This window comes from Brucepastera parasyntrophica (assembly GCF_022376835.1).
In the GTDB taxonomy this organism is placed as follows: Bacteria; Spirochaetota; Spirochaetia; order Treponematales; family Treponemataceae; genus Brucepastera; species Brucepastera parasyntrophica.
Genome location: NZ_CP084606.1, coordinates 2,280,866 through 2,300,913 on the forward strand (window position 1 = coordinate 2,280,866; position 20,048 = coordinate 2,300,913).

Below are 20,048 nucleotides of genomic sequence, written 5' to 3' on the forward strand. Positions count from 1 at the left end.
GTCTGCTATTTTTTTGTCTAGTGGTATACGGACTCAGCTTGTTAATTTCGGATTCTGGCAGTATTATCAAAATATGAAGATACGACTTGAGCAGGGGTCCGGCCGCCTTTTTTCATGGACTGACCGCAGAAACGGGTATATGGTATTGAATTCCGATGTCGCCGGCGACGGATCCGGATATTTCCGGGGGAACCGGAGATTGCTTTCCGATTTTTTTATTTCCGCCGAACATACGTTCCGCGAAGAAAGTGTTTCCGCAGGCGCGGAAAAGCAGCCGGTAATAACCGATTTATACCGTACCGAAGCGGAGTATACCGATATTTATCCCCACGGCTTTTCAGCTTATTTTGAATTTCTCCATGCCGGAATTACCTGTGATGTTTCCCTTCTTGTTGATGAACAGGCCTTCTATATCGGCCTGAAGTCGTCCGGGGAGAAAAAGGACCGGCTTATTAAAAACGTCGGGGCCGGAATTCTTCTGGGGTCCGAAGATAGTCCTGATGAAAATAATGAAGAAGATGAAGATTCATCAGACTTTGAAGACTTACCCTTGCAGAAAAAGCCTGTTCTTCAGGAATCAGCGGTAACGGACGAGGGCCTTCATGCATATACATGGGAGCGTTCCACAATAGGAGAGATAACAGTATGGCATAATCAGGAAGGGTGTGCGATAGCGGCCCATTTTCCGTTTGAACTGAAACCATCCTATATGAATGGCGTCGTCCTTTTTCCTGAAGCGGGTGGCTCTGAAAGCAGCGGGCCCTATTCGCTGCATGAATGGTACGTGGTTTTTGAAGACGATGCCGAGCAGGCTGTGGAAAAATCTCTCAGGCTTGTGCAGACCAGGGCCATTCTGAAACATAAAGAAACAATAGAAAAATTTCTGCAGGCATGCTGCAGCAGATCAGGCGATACTGAATTTGATAACGCGCTTAAATGGGCCCAGTTTTCGGGCTGGATGCTTGCAACAAAGGATAAAGAGGAAACCCCGAGGGGCATCTGGGCAGGGCTGCCCTGGTTCCGTGAAAACTGGGGCAGAGACACTTTTATCGCCCTTCCCGGTATATTACTTGTAAGCGGCTGTTTTTCCGAAGCCAGGGACGTTCTTTTGGGATTTGCCCGTTACCAGTCCCGCGATCCCGATGATCCGAATTACGGAAGAATCCCGAACCGTTACCGCAATGCGGATGATGTAATTTTCAATACCGCTGACGGGACCCTGTGGTTTATCCGCGCTATCTGGGAATATGTCCAGTATTCAGGGGACAGCTCCATACTTGATGAATTGAAATATACGGTTTTTGCCGCGCTTGACGCCGATATGAGGCGCCGTACCGATAATCACGGTTTTCTGCTGCATGGAGACGCCGATACATGGATGGACGCGAGAATACGCGGGGACGCTCCCTGGTCGCCCAGGGGAAACCGGGCCTGCGATATTCAGGCGCTCTGGTTTACGGCGCTCCGCATCGGTGTCCGGCTCGCGCTCCGTGAGAGCGATGCCAAAACAGCTTCACAATATGATGAGCTTTCAAAAAAGCTGAAAAAATCTTTTCTGGAATTTTTCTGGAATCCCGGCCGGAGCGCGCTTGCCGACCGCCTGCCTCCGGGTGAATCGGGTGAAAAAACCGGGGACTTCAGGGTCCGCCCGAACCAGCTTTTTGCAATTACGGCGCCTTCCGTACTCGGCCCTGATCCTTCGGAAGACGACTCCCTGCTTCCTCCTGATATCGCCTATCAAATACTCGAAAATGTGGACCGGGAGCTGCTGTCTCCCTTCGGGCTTTTCAGCCTCTGCCCGGATGATCCGTTTTTTCATCCTAACCATGAAGACCCCGAACACTATCATAAGGATGCGGCCTACCATAATGGTACTATCTGGGTATGGAATACTGGTCCTTATGTTACCGCTTCTGCGCTGGCGGGCCGGGAAACAGCCAAACTGCAGGATACCGCGGCCGCGCTGATAAAAAATGAAGCTCTCATGATTTGCGGGACAGGCTGCGTGGGCTCCCTGAGTGAAAATATTCACGCCCAGCCCGATGCGGAGAGAAATCCTGTTTTATCGGGGACTTTTTCGCAGGCGTGGAGCGTTTCGGAATTTGCCAGAAACATATACCAGGATATTATAGGGTTTAACCCCTGCCTTTTTGATAACAGTATTATCTTCCGGCCCAGGCTCCCCGCCGGGACTGAAAGCTGGGAAGCTAAACTTCCTTTTGGTCCCGGCTGGCTTATGAATGTCAGAATCAGCCGGACAAAAACCAAAACCGCCGAGCATGGACATCTGTGTACCCTTTTATGGGAACCCGGCGGCGGCACGGGCGTTCCTTTGCCCGAATTGTATGTAAATGGCATTGCCATACAGCCGGGTAAATTTCTTTCACTTGTAATAGACGAAAAAGGAACGCATACCGTCAGCGGGGCTTTTATTACTATTGAAGAACAGAGCTCCTCTCTCCTGAAAAATCATGCGTGGGTGATCCGGGGTTTTCCCCATCACGATCTCCGCCCGGACTGGTGCGGCGCCATTCATCAGGTCAATTATCTTGAGCGGCTGATTCTCAGCGGGCGTTTGGACAGTCCTTACGGAGGCGAAAATGCCGCGGCCCTTGAATGGTTTTTTGATTCATGGCTGTTCAGGAAAAAATATGTAACGGAAAAGAAACTGGGAGTGCACTATACGCCGGAAAGAACGGTTTTCCGGCTCTGGGCCCCTACTGCCCGTGATGTCGGCCTGATTCTGTACCCTGACGGAACCGATTCAGGCCTTTCCTTACAACTGCATATGCGGAAAGTTTTACCGGAAACCAGTGAAACGGGTATGTGGGAGGTTTCCGTTCCCGGCGATTTATACGGGACCTATTACCAGTTCCGCGTCAGGGTCCATGGAATCATCCGCAATTCACCTGACCCCTATGCCCGGGCCTGCGGCATAAACGGGCACCGTTCCATGGTCGCCGATTTTGCCCGTACAAATCCTTCCGATTGGGATGCGGTAAAAATACCGGTCCTTGACAGCCCGAATGACGCGGTGGTTTATGAGGTCCATGTTGCCGATATCACGTCTTCCGATTCCTGGAAGGGCGACCCGGCCGTGAAACGTACCTATGCGGGGGCGGTTACGCCCGGCGTTACCTGCCGCGGCCTTCCCGCGGGATTTGATCATATATGCGGCATGGGTATCTCCCATATCCAGATTTTACCTGTATTTGATTTTTCCAGCGTGGATGAGAGCCGTATAAAGGATCCTTCCTACGCGAAGAAAATAACCGGCGGTCTTTTCAATTGGGGATATGATCCGGGAAATTATTCCGCGCCTGAGGGGTCCTATTCGTCCGATCCGTACACCGGCGAAACCAGAATCCGTGAACTGAAAAACCTTATAAAAAATATTCGGAACAGGGGATCGGAGTAATAATGGATGTCGTATACAACCATGTTCCGGATGCCCGCAATCATCCTCTGGGCATTTGTGTTCCGGGTTATTATTTCCGGGTGGACAGTTTTTCCGGGGCAGGAGACGATACCGCAAGTGAACGGGAAATGTTCCGGAATTATATGGTCGATTCGCTGCGTCACTGGCTCTCGGAATATAAACTGTGCGGCTTTCGCTTTGATTTGATGGGGCTCCATGATGTCGAAACCATGAACGCTGTCCGCGAAGCCGCGAAAAAAATCAAGCCGGACGTATTATTGTACGGAGAAGGGTGGAATATGTACCGGGCGGATAAAATGGTCCCGGCAAATATGAACCATTCCCGGCAGCTTCCCGGATTCGGATTTTTCAATGATGCGCTCCGCAGCGGTATCAAGGGTTCCGATTTCAACGAATACAATCCCGGATTTATACATAGCAGCTGTCACCGGGAAAGCGTAAAATTCGGACTTGTCGGCGCCGTGTATCATCCCCAGATAGACACGAAAAAAATCGATGGCACATCAAATCCGGAACCCTGGAGCGAGCATACCTCGGCCTCAGTCAGTTATACTGAAATTCACGACAATGCAACGCTGAATGATAAGCTTCGTCTGGTTGAATTTGACCGGTCTGAAGCCCATTATGAGCAGCTCCAGAAAATGGCGCTCGGCCTGATACTTGCGGCCCAGGGAATGCCTGTTCTTCATGCCGGAATGGAGTTTATGCGGACAAAAGAAGTCCCTGCGTTACTAATTGAAGAAAATCCCGATCTTCCCGGTATTTTCTGGACCGCGGACAAAAAGCACGCGTTTTCCCATAATTCATATAATCTGGCTGATATTGTTAACGGTCTGGATTGGGAACGCTGTGCGGAAAAGCAGCACATAGTTGATTATGCCAGGAGTCTTATCCGGGTCCGCAGAACACACCCTCTGTTCCGCCTGCAAACCGCGGAAGCTGTTTTGAATTCACTGACCTTTATTGAGCCTGATGCGGAAAAAACATCCGAAACGGAGATCAGTCCCGCTGCCTCATGCAGTCCCGCTTCCCTTGCCTGGATTATTGCAAATACCGGAGTTGAAGATGCATGGAAAGCCGTCTGTATTGTTGTAAATCCCGGAGAAGAAGCTTTTTCATTTATACTTCCGGAACAAAAAGATTCTTCCTGGCACCTCGTGACAGACAGCGCCGGTTTTTTTGAAGAGGGACAGCCTGAAAAAATACCCGGCGGTTCCGCTGTCCAGATTGGCATAAAAACATTTAATCTGTATGCCGCCTTCTGAGGCGGAAACTTTTTACTCTGTAAAACATAACCAAAAGGGTAATTGTTTTTTTTATTATAGAAACAGATATGGTAATATACAAAAAGAGCAATAGTGTCATATACTATTGCTCTCTACCAAAAACTGGCGAAAGCAAAGTTTTACGTTAATTTTTGTTTTTTTTAAAAATTATGCTATTATATTTGCTGTCAAGTAGTTTTTTTTATCTAAAAGTCAAGGAGCGAAAATGAAAGAGCCAAAGACCCCGGGCGCCTGGAAAATCAAGGCAGGTCTGTCTATCGTTGGTAAAAAAGGAATGCGCGAATTAAATAAGGCGTCAAAAAACGCTGTCGCCGCGCAGGAAAAAAGACTCCGCAGTACCCTGGAAACAAACAAGGACACGGTATACGGAAAAGAACACAATTTTGCTGGAATTCTGAAAGCTAAAACAGCCGAAGAATTGTTTGATCTGTACCAGAAAAATGTGCCTATAAATGATTATGAAAATCTGAGGCCTTATGTGGAACGGCATAAACACGGCGAAGCTGATGTTCTGTTTCCCGGCAAGCCGAAAATGTACGCCACAACCAGCGGTACCACAAGCGAACCGAAATGGGTCCCCATTACACAGCAGTATTATGATGAAGTATACAATGCGATGAACCGCCTTTGGTTTTATACACTTCTGAAAAACAAGCCGAAAGCTTTTGACGGCCCTGCGATTTCAATTGTCGGAAAGGCCATTGAAGGGACCGCGCCTGATGGAACCGTTTTCGGATCGATTTCCGGCGTGTCCCAGCGGGACATCCCGAATTTCATGAAGCCTATACATACCGCGCCGGCCGATGTATTCCATATTTCCGATTACAAGGCCCGCTATTACGCTATTATGCGTATGGGTATTGCCAGGGATGTCCATCTTATTATTACGGCAAACCCGAGCACCCTTATTGAAATGCAGTCAAATGCGAATGAATTTTATGATGATTATGTAGAAGATATAGAAAAAGGCACGATCAGCCAGAAATTCGATATTCCGGATAATATCAGGGCCGCCCTGCAGGAAAAAATTACGCCGAATCCAGCCCGCGCACAGGAACTCCGCGATCTGAAGGCAAAATACGGCACCGTACTGCCGAAACATTACTGGCCGAACATGCAGGTCGTCAATATCTGGATGTGCGGTAATACGAACGTATATTTCCAGAAAATCAAGGATTCTTTCCCCGAGACTTCCGTATTCCATGAATTCAGCTACTTTTCTTCCGAATGCCGCGCCGGTGTTGTACTCAAGAGCAATACAAAAGACACCGTTATGTTCGGACACAAGGTTTATTTCGAATTCATTCCTGAAGAAGAAATCGGCAAGGAAAACCCGAAAATACTCCAGCTGAATGAAGTTGAAAAGGGACAACGCTACAGCGTTGTCGTTACTACTTCTTCCGGATTTTACCGGTACAACATGAATGACCTGGTTGAAGTGACCGGTTTTTATAATAAATTCCCCACAATCAGTTTTATTCAGAAAGTGAACGGAATTGTATCCATGACCGGAGAAAAACTGCATGAACGGCAGTTTATTGAAGCTGTCCATGCCGCGGAAAAGGAAACAAAAAAACCGGTCAAATTCTTTGTCGGGTTTGCCGATGTCGGCAATTCCATATACCATTTCTATTATGAATTCGCCGACCAGAATACGACCCACGCTGAGGCTGAGGAATTCACCAGGCTGGTCGATAAACATATGATGGAACAAAACGTTGAATATGAATCAAAACGCAGTTCCCACCGTGTGCTTGATCCGAAAACCTACCTGCTGAAGCCGGAATCCTTTGAAACATTCAAGGCGAAATGTATAGATCTGGGATACCGGGACGGTCAGTTCAAACTGAATTTGCTGATGCAGGATGAAAAACGGCAGAAGATGTTCAAAGAACTGGTAAAATGAGATTTTTTGTGTAACATAACCTTCCGGAGAGGTCTGCCGGCACACGCCGTCCTGCATATCTTTCCGGGTGTACAGAGCCTTTTCAGGCCTTCCCGGCCTGGAACCGGCTCGATGATAAATAGTTTTTGAACGGGGTAAAAAATGGGAAAAGTGTTCATAGGCGTCAAAGCGATCATTTTCGATCTGGACGGAACCTTGTATGATTTTAAAAGAATGCCGTTTCATCTGGTAATGGCAAAGCCTTCCGAGGCCTTTGTTATTAAAGCCGAACGGACGGTCCGAAGAGAACTGAAGGGGTGCGATTTTTATTCGCCGGAAGCCTATTATGATTCTTTTTTTAAGCAGCTTGCCATTTATACACATAAAACGGAAGAAAGCGCGCGGAACTGGTATTTTAATGAATATATGCCCCGCATGTACCGGACTCTGGAAAAACACTATACTGCCCGTCCGGGAGTTTTAAGCCTGTTTGACGCGCTCCGTCAGGCCGGCATTGAATTCGCGGTATATTCGGACTACTCCGATACCGCGGAACGCCTCGCCGCGCTGGGCCTTCCTCCCGACCGCTGCGGCAAATTATACGGACCGGAAACATTCGGCGCCCTTAAACCGGCGATCCGGCCCTTTATAAGCATTGCCCAGGCCCTTGGCAGTCCCTGTGAGGATACCCTGGTTATCGGCGACCGTGAGGACACAGACGGGTCAGGAGCCCTTGCCTGCGGCATGAGATTTATCCGCATAAAAACGCATAAGACAAAGAAATCGGATATTTCCGATGGTATACCGCTGTATACCTGGGACCAGTTGTATGATGAACTTATGCAGTACGCCGAGACGCTTTCACTTGTCCACGAAGGACTGCATTTTTAATCGCCTTCACTGGGAAAGGGATTGTTTTTAATACCGGCAAGTTCAACAATTTTTTTGTGGGTTTGCTCCCTCAGCCGCATGATTGATTCTTTTCGGGGCAGGGTTATATCCGGAAAAATAGGCTCTCCGATATTGAGTGTTATCAGGGGATATTTTCCCTTATATAAAGCGAACAGACCGGTCGGTTTCCGATAGGTAAAAGCCATGGGTATTATAGGCATATTATAGCGCTGTGAAAATGTAAAAGCCCCTCTTTTAAACGGCCGTATCGGCTGGAAATAGGGCCAGTTACAGCCTTCCGGAAAAACATGAAACCACTTTCTCTTTCTGTGCAGTTCATCAAAAGCTTCATTGAATTTATTCATTGCATGAAAACCTGAAGGAATAGGGATGCCTCCGACCAGCCGTATCACCCCCCGTCCGGGCCGCCGAGATTTCCCGGCCAGGCCGGGAAATAGAGCCTGCGGTATTTTACGGCCTGCAGGACACATAAAAAATCCCACCTCAGGACATGGTTTGATACGGTTATCGCCCCATTTTTAAACAGTTTGCGGTTTTTCCGCAAATTTTCCTTACCTTTTATTTTCAGCCCGTACCTCAGAGGGCTGAGAATAAAAACAATGGTAAAAATACCCAGATAAATTACCGCGCTTTTTATTCTGAACCACAAAGATTTATCCAGAAAGGGATAGTTTTCATCAACCTCTACGGGTATATTGTCTTTTGCTGACAGCATGCGTTCATCGGGATCACTGGGATACTCGATCCCGATATCGGGGACATAGGGGTCTTCGTCTCCGGGTATTTCGCTCTTATCTGAAACCTGAGAATTCAAGATGTGCTTCCTTATATTATCAAAAATAAAAACCACGGGGATTCGGGTCGTATCGCCGGTATTTCGCTCTGAATATTCACAATACCAGCTTGAGGCGAGGGAATCAAGACATTGCTCAGGGGTGCCCTGTACTTATTTTCAGTTTTTTAGTACATTATGTTCACTGAAATATTTTTATTTATAGGATTACAGCCAGACAGTATCAAAGGAGATGTGAATGCATTCATTATATACAGATGTGATATTCTGGAATGAAGACGACGACGAAAATGAAGAAAACGGCAGGAACAGAGAGCCTGAGGATATTGTTTCCCGGAAATTTCTTGATACCAGGCAGATACTTCTGTCCGGAGAAATCAACAAGGTCCTTGCTGAAAGGATCGTGCGCCAGCTTCTGGTGATGGAAGCTGATTCCAGTGACCCGATTAAGATTTTTATAGACAGCCCCGGCGGAGACGCTGACGCCGGTTATGCAATTTTTGATATGATCCGGTTTATAAATGCGCCGGTGTATACTATCGGTATGGGTCTTGTTGCCAGCGCAGGTTCAATTATTCTGCTTGCTGCTGAACGGGAACGGAGGTTCGGGCTTCCCAACAGCCATTTTCTTATTCACCAGCCCCTTTCAGGAATAAAGGGTGTTGCTACTGAAATTGAAATACATGCTCTTGAACTGGAAAAAATGCGGACAAAGATAAACGAACTTATTTCAAAAGAGACGGGGCAGGGGCTTGAAAAGGTTTCAAAAGACACGGACCGCGATTTCTGGATGAATGCCGCGGAGGCAAAGGATTATGGTCTTATTTCGGGTATGATAACGACCCGCGGCGATCTCCCGTAGATTCTGTACGTATAATATTTTTTTGCAGAAAAAAAGCACCCCGGTTTGCGGGGTGCTTTTTATTTTTTCCGGATATCCGGAATCCCTGTTGAATATTACTTCCTGAACTTAGAGAAGATTTCCTTTCCGCCGTACCGCGCGGTACCCGCCAGTTCTTCTTCAATGCGGATCAGCTGGTTATACTTTGCGACCCGGTCGCTCCGGCTCATTGATCCTGTTTTTATCTGCCCGGTTTCAAGGGCTACTGCAAGGTCCGCAATAAAGGTGTCTTCAGTTTCTCCCGAACGGTGGGAGATAACAGCCGAATAACCCGCTTTCTGGGCCATTCTGACGGCGTCTATGGTTTCGGTGACCGTTCCGATCTGATTCAGTTTAATCAGAATTGAATTACAGGCTCCCTCTTTAATCCCCCGTTCAAGGCGTTTGGTGTCCGTCACAAAGAAATCGTCCCCGACAATTTGTATTTTTGAGCCGAGTTCATTGGTCATGTGAACATAGCCTTCCCAGTCGTTCTGGTCCAGAGGGTCTTCTATGGAAATAATCGGATACTTTGCGATCCAGCTTTTATACATATTGACCATTTCTTCCGCCCCGAACAGTTTGTCGGGGTTTGATTTCCAGAATTTATATCCTTTTCTGTCGCCGGCGTCATACAATTCCGAAGCAGCGCAGTCCAGCGCGATCATAACATCGTCGCCTGGTTTGTAGTTTGCCTTTTCAATTGCCTTCATGATAAATTCAAGGGCTTCTTCATTACCGATGTTAGGGGCAAATCCGCCCTCATCGCCGACCGCGGTTGTATGCCCTGCTGTTTTGAGAATGTCCTTCAGACAGTGAAATATTTCCGCTGTCATCCGGATCGCTTCATGCATGGAGCCCGCGCCGACCGGCATTACCATGAATTCCTGGAAATCCACCTTATTGTCTGAATGGCGTCCGCCGTTTATTATGTTCGCCATGGGGACCGGCAAAAGAAGTGTGTGGGCCCCGCCGAGATAACGGTACAGGGGAATACCCAGAGAGTCCGCCGCCGCGCGGGCTGTTGCCATGGATACGCCGAGAATGGCATTTGCACCCAGTTTAGATTTATTCGGGGTACCGTCAAGGGCCAGAAGGGCGTTATCAATTGCGGCCTGGTCCAGCGCGTCTTCTCCGTCGAGTTCATCCGAAATTACATTATTTACGTTATCAACAGCAGTAAGTACACCCTTGCCCAGATACCGTTTTTTGTCGCCGTCTCTGAGTTCCAGCGCCTCATGTTCCCCGGTCGACGCCCCGGAAGGAACCGCGGCCCGTCCCCGGCTGCCATCGTTCAAATATACATCTACTTCTACCGTCGGATTGCCCCTTGAATCAAGGATTTCCCGTCCGTCAATATACGCAATTGTACTCATTTTTAACCTCCATAATAAAAAATAGTCCGGTTTTGCTTTTGTCTTTGAATATACAAATAAACTGTGATAAAATCAAACATATGCAATTCGATCTGACTCCTGAAATCACCGATGAAATTGTCTTTGCGATGGAAGACCAGTCCGGCGTTTTCCTTTTTGATTCTGTAGATTTGATATGTATTCTGGCTTCCGAAGTTGCTGTTTCAATGAAGGACGACCGCTATTACGCGATTCCGGAATGGGATTCCGCGCAGGGTTTCAGAATAATGGAACGGTTTGTTGCCCGTGCGCATAATCCCGTAATACAGGACAAGCTGCGCTCAGTTCTTGCTTCAGGCCGGGGTGTTTTCCGGAATTTCAAGAATATTCTGAGAGAACATCCGGAAATAGAACAGCTGTGGTTCCAGTTCAAAGACGCTGAAATGAAAAATATTGTCCTTGAATGGTATAATACATTATGTGACTTCTGGGGAGTTGAAAAACTCGGCCCCGAACCTGAGGAGACGGAGGAAATACTGGTGCAGGATTTTTTGTTCCGGCCGTTCCGGCCTGATGACGCGGCTGCTCTTTCACGGATGTTTTCTGTTATAAATGCGCAGATCAATAATGATTTTCCGCGGAGCTTAACCGATGCAGTGCTGGAAATTGCCGAGAGGCTTACCATGAAAGATGAAGGTTCCGAGAAAATCCTTGTTGCGGAAACCTCGGAAGGTGAAATTATCGCGGCTTCCACATCGGCGCCGATCCCTAAAGAAAGTTCGTCTTCCGTGCATATTACCTGGCTTGGCGTACTTCCCGAATTCAGGGGACTCGGAATCGGCACAGAGCTTCTCAACAGAACGGTTCATTACTGGGGCGGTATGCAATATCAGTGGATTATTTTTTCAAATCCGGTAATGCCTGTGTTCTTCCATTCTGTGCTGCGCCGCACCGGCTTCAGTGAAAAAGGATCTCTGCTTGTTTTGAATCTGTCGCCCCAGGACTGAAGTTCCGGAATAAAATACTCCGCCGCAGAGCAGCGGAGTATTTTTCTCTCCCGTGGAATTGGATTCGGGTTTAATACCAAAGCAGAGGGGTATTCGCAGGCCGCGGAAGAGGCTATTACATACCTTACAGAACCAACCGCAGGCTGATTAACCCCTCGCCTCGATTAAATTCCTGAAAATCAATAAAATTGAATTTCTTTCCTAAAATACATATACTACATATTATGGAATATAATGCAATTTTTAAAAAGATACTTTTCGGGATCTTTTTTGCGACCCTTCTTTTTTCTTTATCCGCGCAGGAAAAAGAACGTCCGAAAATAGCGGTGGTCTTGGCGGGCGGCGGCGCGTGGGGGCTTGCTCATATTGGGGTTTTAAAGGTTCTCGAAGAAGCCGGTATTCCTATAGATATTGTTGTCGGTACCAGTATGGGGTCCATTGTCGGCGGGCTGTATGCGGCCGGGTTTACATCGGACCAGATCAGGCAAATCGCCCTGGGCGCTGACTGGACAAATCTTTTCTTTGAAAGTTCCGTTGCCGGGAATACTTCCTTTCTTGAAATCCAGGACAAGAAGCGCTATGCCTTCGGGATTAATTTTAACCGGGACGGGATTTCCCTGAACAGCGGTATCCTTCCCGGTTACAATCTGCTGCGCTTTTTTGATGCACTCACACTGCGGATTCCCGCTCCCGCCGATTTTGACTCACTGCCCCGCCGTTTCAGGGCGGTCGCGACTGATCTTGAAACAGGCGAACGGGTTGTTTTTTCCGATGGATTTATTGCCGACGCAATGCGTTCAAGTATGAGTATTCCGGGTGTTTTTACTCCCTGGTTTATTGATAACCGCTATCTCATTGACGGCGGGGTCGTCGATAACCTCCCTATTGACGTGGCAAGAGAAATGGGCGCGGATATCATTATCGCTGTCGATTTGCTGAGTAAAAAACCGCTCAGTGCGAAAGATCTTGAGCGGTCCCCTGTTTCAACATTGGGCAATATGCTCAATATATTCATCAGAGGAAATGTTACTCCTCAGCTGAAAGACGCCGACATTCTTTTTTCCGTTGATGTGCAGGATTTTAGCCAAACTGATTTCCAGAAAGTAACGGGACTTGCCGAAGTAGGTGAAAAGACCGCCCGGGAACAGCTTGGGGAACTGGAGGCCCTGTATCAGTCTCTTCTGGCATATTCGGAAAATCCGAAAAACGAAATATATGTTTTTCCCGCCAGGCTGCCGCCGCTGAAAACAATAAAAATATACGGCGCAAGTGAAAGTGACCGCAAGACAATATATTCTATTTTTGCTCCGCTTGCCGGACAGGTCCCTGACACAGTAATAATTCAAGCAATTTTCACGCAGCTGGACAAAACAGGCCGGTACAGATCCGTACGGGTTTATCGCAATTCGGAGGAGGAAGGATACCCGCTTATTGTCCGGCTGGAAAGAAAAATCCATGAAAAACACGCGATCAGAGTCAGCTTTCTGTATGAAACCACTTTTGCATCATCAATAACGGGAAATGTGGATTTTATTCCCGGGGTCGTATTGTACGGCCTGACGAATACGGACTCCCAGCTGATTGCCGATGTCGAAGTTCTTGATTCGCCGGGCATCAATCTGCGTTTTATTCAGCCTATTGGGCGGAAATTTTATATCAGTCCTTTTTTCACCTACAGCCAGGAATTCATCACACGTCTGACCGGCCGGTCTGTCGGGTATCAATACCAGACAATTTCGCTGAATACCGGCGTTGATCTTGCCTTTAACCCCGTTCCGGTAATAGAGTTCCGGGCAGGATGGAATTTCCGCTATATAATAGCCCAGGAAATGCCGGGTTTGCCCGAGGAAGGCAGCTATAAAAACAATCTGAATATTTTTACGGCAGGCTTCTCGATTGACAGGACCGACGCGGCTATTTTCCCGACAAAAGGAATTTCAATGTCCGCGGATTATCTGATTTCACTGGAAACAAAGACGGTTGGCCATTTTTTTAATACGCTGAACACAAAGGGCGTAGCTGTTCTGCCGATAGGTACGCCCTTTTCACTTTCCCTGATGTGGAAAGGAGGCACCGATTTCAGCGAAAGATTCGGTAATGTTCTCGCCGCTCCGGTTTTTTATAAACCCGATTTGTCTGACCGCCGTTTATTTCCCGGACCGCTTAAAATAACCGAGCAGATAGGCAGTCACGTTGCCGGCCTCGGGGTCGAAGTGAAATTCAAGCCTAACTGGAGCGACAAAGGATTTACACTGCCGGTATTCATTTTGATTCAGGGGGCCGTCGGCGCCGTAATACAGAGCATCACGGATATTGATGTTAAAGAGACATTTCACTGGAATGTTTCGGTTGGAGGCGGAATCAGGGTCAGCAGCGCTTTTGGCCTGGCCCTTCGCGCCGGCGTCCATGTGAGCATTGAAAAGGACATTATGCCTTTTGTCGCCTTTGATTTGGGAGCTATCAGCTATTGATTATCCGGGACATGGTTTTTCCAAATGGAAAATCTTGCGGAATCCCGGCTGTTGATATAATATAATACTATTATGATGCGTTTTTTCCGGATATATCTTCTGCGTATAAAATCTGCAAAACCGGAAAATGCTTTTTTTGCCGGTTTTTTTCCGGCAAGACCAATCCCTTGTCTGCTGACAGGAGAAATATATGTTTAAATATATCAAATTATTTTTCAGATCTTTGAATGCCAATGCACATCCCGGCGACATAGCCCACGCTGTCGCGCTGGGTTTTCTTCTGGCGCTCGTTCCGAAAGGGAATCTTCTGTGGATATTCCTCTTTTGTCTGGTTTTATTTATCAGGGTTAATAAGGGAGCTTTTTTTATATCGCTGATACTCCTCAGTTTTATTGTTCCCCTCGCAGATTCTCTGCTGGACAGTATCGGATACGCGGTCCTGTCATTTGGCCCGATGCAGCCGGCTTATACCGTTTTATACCAGACGCCCTTTGTTGCCTTTACCGGGTTTAATAATACCATAGTCGCAGGGGCTTTTGTGACAGGAGTTGTCCTGTATATACCTCTGTACTTCGGCGTTAAAGCATTAATTGTGCAATACAGGAAGGTGCTTCAGCCGAAAATCTCCCAGAGTAAATTTGTCAAGTTTTTTTCCAGCTTCCCATTATCAAGCAAATAGTAAATGCCGGCGATATAAAGAGAGGTTAAAATGAGTACAGATAAAGAAGAAAAAAAGAAACTGCAAAAACCTCAAAAAAAAGAAAAAAAGCCGGTTAAGGTGAAAGTCCCCGGTATCTTTAAAAAGAAATATTCGGAAAAACAGTTTCATAAAAAGATCCTGAAAAAGCTGTATGTCCCGGCGGACAAGGAATTCATAGAGAAAATTTTTGTACTTGAAACCGATGAAAAGAAAAACAAGCAGTTTTATCATGTTGATAAAACCATGATCACTTCAAAAGACGAGGTAAGGAAACTCTCGAAAATAGCCAAGGACATTAAACGCCAGAAAGGGCGGATAAATATTATGGCTATTGCTGCGGCCCTTATCTGTGTCCTTGCTGTATGTCTTGTTCTGACGGTTTTCAGAAATGTTATTGCGCGCAGTGTCATAACCGGCGCGATGGAAAGTATATTTAACGCCCGCTGTGAAATAAAGAACCTGGATTTCGATATTCTGAATACAAAGTTTACAATGGAGGGCGTTGCAGTCGCGGATAAAAACCAGCCAATGAAAAATCTTTTTGAAGTCGGACGGTTTGAACTGTATTTTAATCTGCTTGCGCTTACGAGAGGGCAGCTCGTTTCCGAAAATCTTGAATTAACCGGTGTGACCTGGAATACCGATCGCACAAAGTCCGGGGCTCTTCCTCCGAGAGAACAGAAGAAAAATGAAGAAAAACAGAAAAAGGAAAATCCCGAACCAAACCCGATTATGCTTGCCATACAGAATGAACTTGATAATGTAAAATCGGCAGTATCGGTAAGCGCGGGCCTTGATGCGATAAAGGAACAGTTTGATCCCATGGCATATATTGAAAAAGAAAAAGACGCCATGCTGTCGCCTGATGTTATTATCAAAATAACCGATACCGTTCCCGAACTGACGGAAAAATGGCAGGACCGCCAGAAGGATATTCAGGCGCAGGTAAATGAGGCCATTGCCCAGGGACAGGCCGTTTCTTCATTAAAGCTTGATTCAATCTCTACTGTTGAAGAGGCACAGGAAGCGCTGAAAACCATCCAGTCCGCCTCAACCACTATTAAAGACTCAATTAATCTGGCGCAGCAGCTGACTAAGGATATAGACTCGGACGCGAAACTGGTCACCTCTCTTTCAAAAGAAGCCGAGGCTGCTTTAAAAGCGGACACCGCGAGATTAACCAATGTAGTCAATTCCGTTAAATCAATAAATCTGGAAACCGGTAAAAACCTGATTTCCGATATTGCTTCAACCTTTGTAATGAGTACGCTGGGGAATTACTATCCTTATCTGGAGCAGGGCCTTGCTATTCTGAGTGAAGTAAAAAACAGCATGCAAAAAGATGAAACCGCGAAGGAAACAAAAGAAAAAAAACAATCCCTGAAAAAGAGGGCAAATGCTCTGGAGCGGCTTCCCGGCCGGACCTTTACATACGGCAGGCTTGTATTCCCGAATGTTCATCTGAAAAACATAGAGCTTTCCATTATTAATGCGAAATCCGGAATCAGCGGAGGCGGCTTGCTGCAGAACGTAACCAGTGACGCTGATCTTGTTAATAAGCCGATATCGGCTCTGGTCAATGTGGCCGGCGGCGGAAAAGTGCTGGATCTTTCCGGACAGGTTGACCTCAGGACAAACGCAGCGGAGCCGGTCGATGCTTCTTTTGACTTTTCCGGTTACCCTGTCAATCTTTCTTCTTCAGGACAGGTCGGGGTCCCTTCTGTTGCCGGTATCCTTCAGGCGGACGGAAAGGCTGTTTATGCTTCGGGAGGAACTATTTCCATCCATTCCGGCGTGGATATAATGAGCGCAAAGGTTCAGGTCGAACCCTTTGATCCTGCGTTTTTATCCGAGATATACCAGAATGTCCTTGGCGCTATTAAAAACATAGATATGGACCTTGATGTTACCATAAACACTTCGGGTTCCTTCAAACTGAAAATAAGCAGCGGGCTGGATAATGTAATAGCGCAGTCCATTCAGGCTGAACTCAACAGGCAGATTGATAAGGTCCGCCAGGAAATCACAAAAGAAATAAATGCGTATATTGAAGAACAGAAAGCCGCCTATTCTTCGGAAATCGACCAGTTTAATCAGCTTGTTTCCGGAGCAAAGGAATCTCTCGCGAGTCTGCAGCAGCTTGATTCCAAACTGAAATCCGAGCAGGACCAGATCAACGACAGGATAAAACAAATGGTTGAAGAAAAAACGGCTGTGTATACGGACGCCGCAAAAGAAGCCGCTGCTGAAGCGGCGGAACAGGCCGGAAAGAAAGCTGCGGATGCCCTGAAGAAACTGTTTTAACTGATAATATTGTTGTATATCCCGCCCCAGGATAACCGGAGTTCTTCATCCTCCAAAGACACGGACTTCCGCTGATGCAGTATACAATGTGCCGTAAAAAATGGCGCTATGAAAATTATGGAGGAAACATGAAATTATCAGTTACAGCCTATGTAAAAGGAAGCAAGGAAGCTGTCAGATTTTATACAGCCGCATTTGAAGCTGAACTTGGATATAATCATCCAAACGATGATGATACCTATATGCATACTGAAATAGTCAAGGATAATCAGGTAATTCTTGCGGTAAGCGAAAACGGACAGCAGCTGAATGCAGGAGATACTATGCAATTTGGCTTAAACCTCGGGAATGAAGAATCTGTCAGAAAAGCCTATGATGTTTTATCCGAAAATGCAAAGATTTTATTTCCGATAGGAACTTCTTTTTATAACGAGCTGATGTTCGATCTTGTTGATAAATACGGTATCAGATGGTGTATAGCTGTCTGAATCCGTCAGACTGGACATAACCTCTCCTTCCTCCTTCTGACATTGTTTTCCACTGAATCCTATAACCGGAATATTTTATCCATATCCCCGAAGAGGCTTTACACGGTACGGTATTGCCGCCGTTATGCAATTTCCGTTTTTCCTTTCGCCGCTGAATTCCGGAATGAGTTACGCCGGCGATACCGAAAACCGGTAAACTGAACCTGTCCTAAATAGAAAAAGCGGCATTTAGCCGTTAGCGAAACGGAATTTGCAAAAAAAAGCAAATTTTGATTGACAGTATACCTACCGGTCGGTATACTAATGCAAAGATAGTTTCATCCGTAAGGGACTGACGGCAAAACGGTTTGCATAAAAATCTGTGTCAGGCATGCAGTATTTTTTTTCTTGCTTTCCTTTTTGAAATTTGTGATTTATACTTATACAGATAAAAGAGAGACTGAAATCCGTCCGCAACGATAAAAGGACGGAGTCAAGTCAGGTTCTGCGGCGGAGGATTTATGCAATTTCCAACATTTAAACATCCAATGACGGGAACGGCCATCCCAGTCGGCGCGTTAAAGACTGATGAAAGCTGCGGGGTTGGTGAATTTTCTGATTTAATTCCTTTTGCGGATTTTTGCAAAAAAGCGAATATTGATCTGATTCAGCTTCTTCCGGTTAATGATACAGGGACCGACAGTTCCCCATACAATGCTCTTTCAGCTTTTGCCCTGCATCCCCTGTATATCCGGCTCCAGGAATTGCCCGAGGCAAAGGCTTTCGGCAAGGAAATAAGCGTTCTGCGCGGAAACTATAATGAAAACAAGCACTTCAATTATCCGGAAGTAAGAGAAGAAAAACTGCGCCTGCTCCGTATAATCTTCACTAAAATGAAAAGGAAATTCTCGCGGACGCTTCATTGACCAAATGGATCAAGGATAATCCCTGGATAGAAGATTACGCGGTTTTCATGAACCTAAAGAGGCATAATTTTGACGCTTCCTGGAAAACATGGGATTCAATGCGGACTCCGAGTCATTCTGAAATACGGAAACGCTGGGAAAACAAGGAACTCAGGGCTGATCATCTTTTCTTTGCATGGATACAGATGCGGCTTGATGAACAGTTTTCAAAAGCTGCCCGCTATTGCACGGAGCAGGGTATTGCCCTGAAGGGTGATATTCCCATCATGATGAATGAAGATTCCTGCGATGCCTGGGCAAATCCGGAATTTTTCCGTGACGACCTCCGCGCCGGAAGCCCTCCTGACGGACCGACTCCGCTCGGTCAAAACTGGGGTTTTCCGATATATAACTGGGACAATCTGCGGAATGACAATTTCGGCTGGTGGAAGCAGCGGCTGAAACACAGCGCCCGGTATTATAATGCCTACCGGATTGATCATATTCTCGGGTTTTTCAGAATATGGTCAATTCCGTATGGCGAGACTACCGGCGTCCTCGGCTGGCTGACGCCTCATGAACCGATAACGGCGGGGGAGCTGGCTGAACGGGGTTTTGCCGGCGACCGCCTGCGCTGGATAACGGAACCCCATGTCCCCACTTACAGCATTGAAGAAGTAAATAATTATGACTACCTCGGGACTCATGGAATCCTGCGCAAACTTATGGACCGTATCGGCAATGAGGAACTCTGGCTATTCAAACCGGAAATACAGCACGACAGAGATATCAAAAACGCCGATATTCCCGAAGCGGCAAAAGAAGTACTCATGAAAGCCTGGAGAAACCGGCTTTTGCAGATAACAGGCCGTGATGATAATGGCAAACCCCTGTATGAACCCATATGGACCTATTATGAAACAACTGCGTGGCAGACTCTTTCGGATGAAGAACAGCACAGCCTCGAGGATTTATTCGGGCGGAAACGGTGCATTAATGAAAAACTCTGGAAGGATCAGGCAGATGAACTTCTTGGCGAACTGACCAGGAGCGTTGATATGCTTGCCTGCGGCGAAGATCTCGGGACCATTCCCGAAAGTGTTCCGGAAATTCTGCAAAAATACGGAATTTTCGGTTTAAAGGTAATACGCTGGGAACGCTGGTGGAATCAGCCGGGGCAGCCTTTCAAAAACCTTGCGGAATATCCGCCGGAATCGGTTGCGACCTCATCTGTTCATGACTCGTCCACAGTGAGGGGCTGGTGGGAACAGGAAGAAGGGCCTGATGTATTCCTGGCCGCATGGCCGCCGGAGAATGACGGTTATCCTGAGGGATCATCCGACAAGTTCCGGGCAAAATACACTCCGGATGCAGCCGGGTATGTACTCAAAACAATGGCCCGGACCTCATCCCTGCTCCTGATTTATCCTCTGCAGGACCTGCTTTCGCTTGTTCCTGATTACTATTCGGAAGAAATTGACGATGAGAGAATCAATGTGCCGGGCAGTGTAAGCCTTTTTAACTGGACATACAGGATTCCTGCGGATATTGAAAACCTTGCGGAAAATCGCAAATTGATTTCCGCCATACAAACAGTTTTGAAAGAACGCCATGCGCGAAAAATAAATGAGAGGGGTAATTAAA

General features: G+C 46.9%; 15 protein-coding genes. 12 read left to right on the forward strand and 3 right to left on the reverse strand.

From position 1 onward, the window contains the following. Nucleotides 1–73: 73 nt before the first annotated feature. From K7I13_RS10875 to K7I13_RS10890, 4 genes are all read left to right on the forward strand, one after another. Complete coding sequence (locus K7I13_RS10875; RefSeq protein WP_255945541.1) at nucleotides 74–3,418, forward strand: amylo-alpha-1,6-glucosidase; 3,345 nt, start codon at nucleotides 74–76, stop codon at nucleotides 3,416–3,418. Between the two features lie 2 nt (nucleotides 3,419–3,420). Next, nucleotides 3,421–4,704 (forward strand): hypothetical protein, encoded by a 1,284-nt coding sequence (locus tag K7I13_RS10880; protein ID WP_255945543.1) that lies wholly within the window; start codon nucleotides 3,421–3,423, stop codon nucleotides 4,702–4,704. Nucleotides 4,705–4,930: 226 nt separating this feature from the next. Beyond that, a complete protein-coding gene (locus K7I13_RS10885) occupies nucleotides 4,931–6,631 on the forward strand; it encodes a GH3 auxin-responsive promoter family protein (RefSeq protein ID WP_255945545.1) in 1,701 nt (566 codons plus the stop codon). 141 nt (nucleotides 6,632–6,772) lie between these two features. Next, the gene (locus tag K7I13_RS10890) at nucleotides 6,773–7,501 is read left to right on the forward strand and encodes an HAD family hydrolase (RefSeq protein WP_255945547.1); all 729 of its coding nucleotides are present in this window, start codon (nucleotides 6,773–6,775) and stop codon (nucleotides 7,499–7,501) included. On the opposite strand, the gene K7I13_RS10895 is transcribed toward K7I13_RS10890, so the two are convergent. Together K7I13_RS10895 and K7I13_RS10900 are read right to left on the reverse strand one after the other, a co-directional pair. Then, nucleotides 7,498–7,914, reverse strand: a complete 417-nt coding sequence (locus K7I13_RS10895; protein ID WP_255945549.1) for a 1-acyl-sn-glycerol-3-phosphate acyltransferase — start codon at nucleotides 7,912–7,914, stop codon at nucleotides 7,498–7,500. The two genes, K7I13_RS10890 and K7I13_RS10895, sit on opposite strands and share 4 nt — an antisense overlap. After that, the gene (locus tag K7I13_RS10900) at nucleotides 7,911–8,336 is read right to left on the reverse strand and encodes a lysophospholipid acyltransferase family protein (RefSeq protein ID WP_255945551.1); all 426 of its coding nucleotides are present in this window, start codon (nucleotides 8,334–8,336) and stop codon (nucleotides 7,911–7,913) included. Before K7I13_RS10900 ends, K7I13_RS10895 begins: the two co-directional genes overlap by 4 nt. Nucleotides 8,337–8,553: 217 nt before the next feature. Between K7I13_RS10900 and K7I13_RS10905 the strand changes: the two genes are divergently transcribed. Then, nucleotides 8,554–9,177 carry an ATP-dependent Clp protease proteolytic subunit gene (locus K7I13_RS10905; RefSeq protein WP_255945553.1) on the forward strand — a complete coding sequence of 208 codons (624 nt, stop codon included), beginning with the start codon at nucleotides 8,554–8,556 and terminating at the stop codon, nucleotides 9,175–9,177. 95 nt (nucleotides 9,178–9,272) lie between these two features. Here K7I13_RS10905 and eno read toward each other — a convergent pair whose 3' ends face one another. Next, nucleotides 9,273–10,571 carry a phosphopyruvate hydratase gene (gene eno / locus K7I13_RS10910; protein WP_255945555.1) on the reverse strand — a complete coding sequence of 433 codons (1,299 nt, stop codon included), beginning with the start codon at nucleotides 10,569–10,571 and terminating at the stop codon, nucleotides 9,273–9,275. A gap of 80 nt (nucleotides 10,572–10,651) precedes the next feature. Here eno and K7I13_RS10915 point away from each other — a divergent pair, with 80 nt between their 5' ends. The 7 genes from K7I13_RS10915 (at nucleotide 10,652) to K7I13_RS10945 (ending at nucleotide 20,047) form a co-directional block, all read left to right on the forward strand. After that, the gene (locus tag K7I13_RS10915; RefSeq protein ID WP_255945557.1) at nucleotides 10,652–11,557 is read left to right on the forward strand and encodes a UPF0158 family protein; all 906 of its coding nucleotides are present in this window, start codon (nucleotides 10,652–10,654) and stop codon (nucleotides 11,555–11,557) included. Between the two features lie 224 nt (nucleotides 11,558–11,781). Then, complete coding sequence (locus tag K7I13_RS10920) at nucleotides 11,782–14,028, forward strand: patatin-like phospholipase family protein (RefSeq protein WP_255945559.1); 2,247 nt, start codon at nucleotides 11,782–11,784, stop codon at nucleotides 14,026–14,028. A gap of 190 nt (nucleotides 14,029–14,218) precedes the next feature. Continuing rightward, nucleotides 14,219–14,707 carry a TIGR03546 family protein gene (locus K7I13_RS10925; protein WP_255945561.1) on the forward strand — a complete coding sequence of 163 codons (489 nt, stop codon included), beginning with the start codon at nucleotides 14,219–14,221 and terminating at the stop codon, nucleotides 14,705–14,707. A gap of 30 nt (nucleotides 14,708–14,737) precedes the next feature. Beyond that, complete coding sequence (locus tag K7I13_RS10930) at nucleotides 14,738–17,032, forward strand: TIGR03545 family protein (protein WP_255945563.1); 2,295 nt, start codon at nucleotides 14,738–14,740, stop codon at nucleotides 17,030–17,032. A 128-nt stretch (nucleotides 17,033–17,160) separates the two neighbouring features. Next, the gene (locus tag K7I13_RS10935; protein ID WP_255945565.1) at nucleotides 17,161–17,520 is read left to right on the forward strand and encodes a VOC family protein; all 360 of its coding nucleotides are present in this window, start codon (nucleotides 17,161–17,163) and stop codon (nucleotides 17,518–17,520) included. 500 nt (nucleotides 17,521–18,020) lie between these two features. Next, on the forward strand, nucleotides 18,021–18,425 hold the full coding sequence (locus K7I13_RS10940) for a 4-alpha-glucanotransferase (protein WP_255945567.1): 405 nt from the start codon (nucleotides 18,021–18,023) through the stop codon (nucleotides 18,423–18,425). Beyond that, nucleotides 18,422–20,047: a 4-alpha-glucanotransferase gene (locus tag K7I13_RS10945; RefSeq protein WP_255945569.1), complete on the forward strand. Its 1,626-nt coding sequence runs from the start codon at nucleotides 18,422–18,424 to the stop codon at nucleotides 20,045–20,047. Before K7I13_RS10940 ends, K7I13_RS10945 begins: the two co-directional genes overlap by 4 nt. Nucleotide 20,048: the final 1 nt, after the last annotated feature.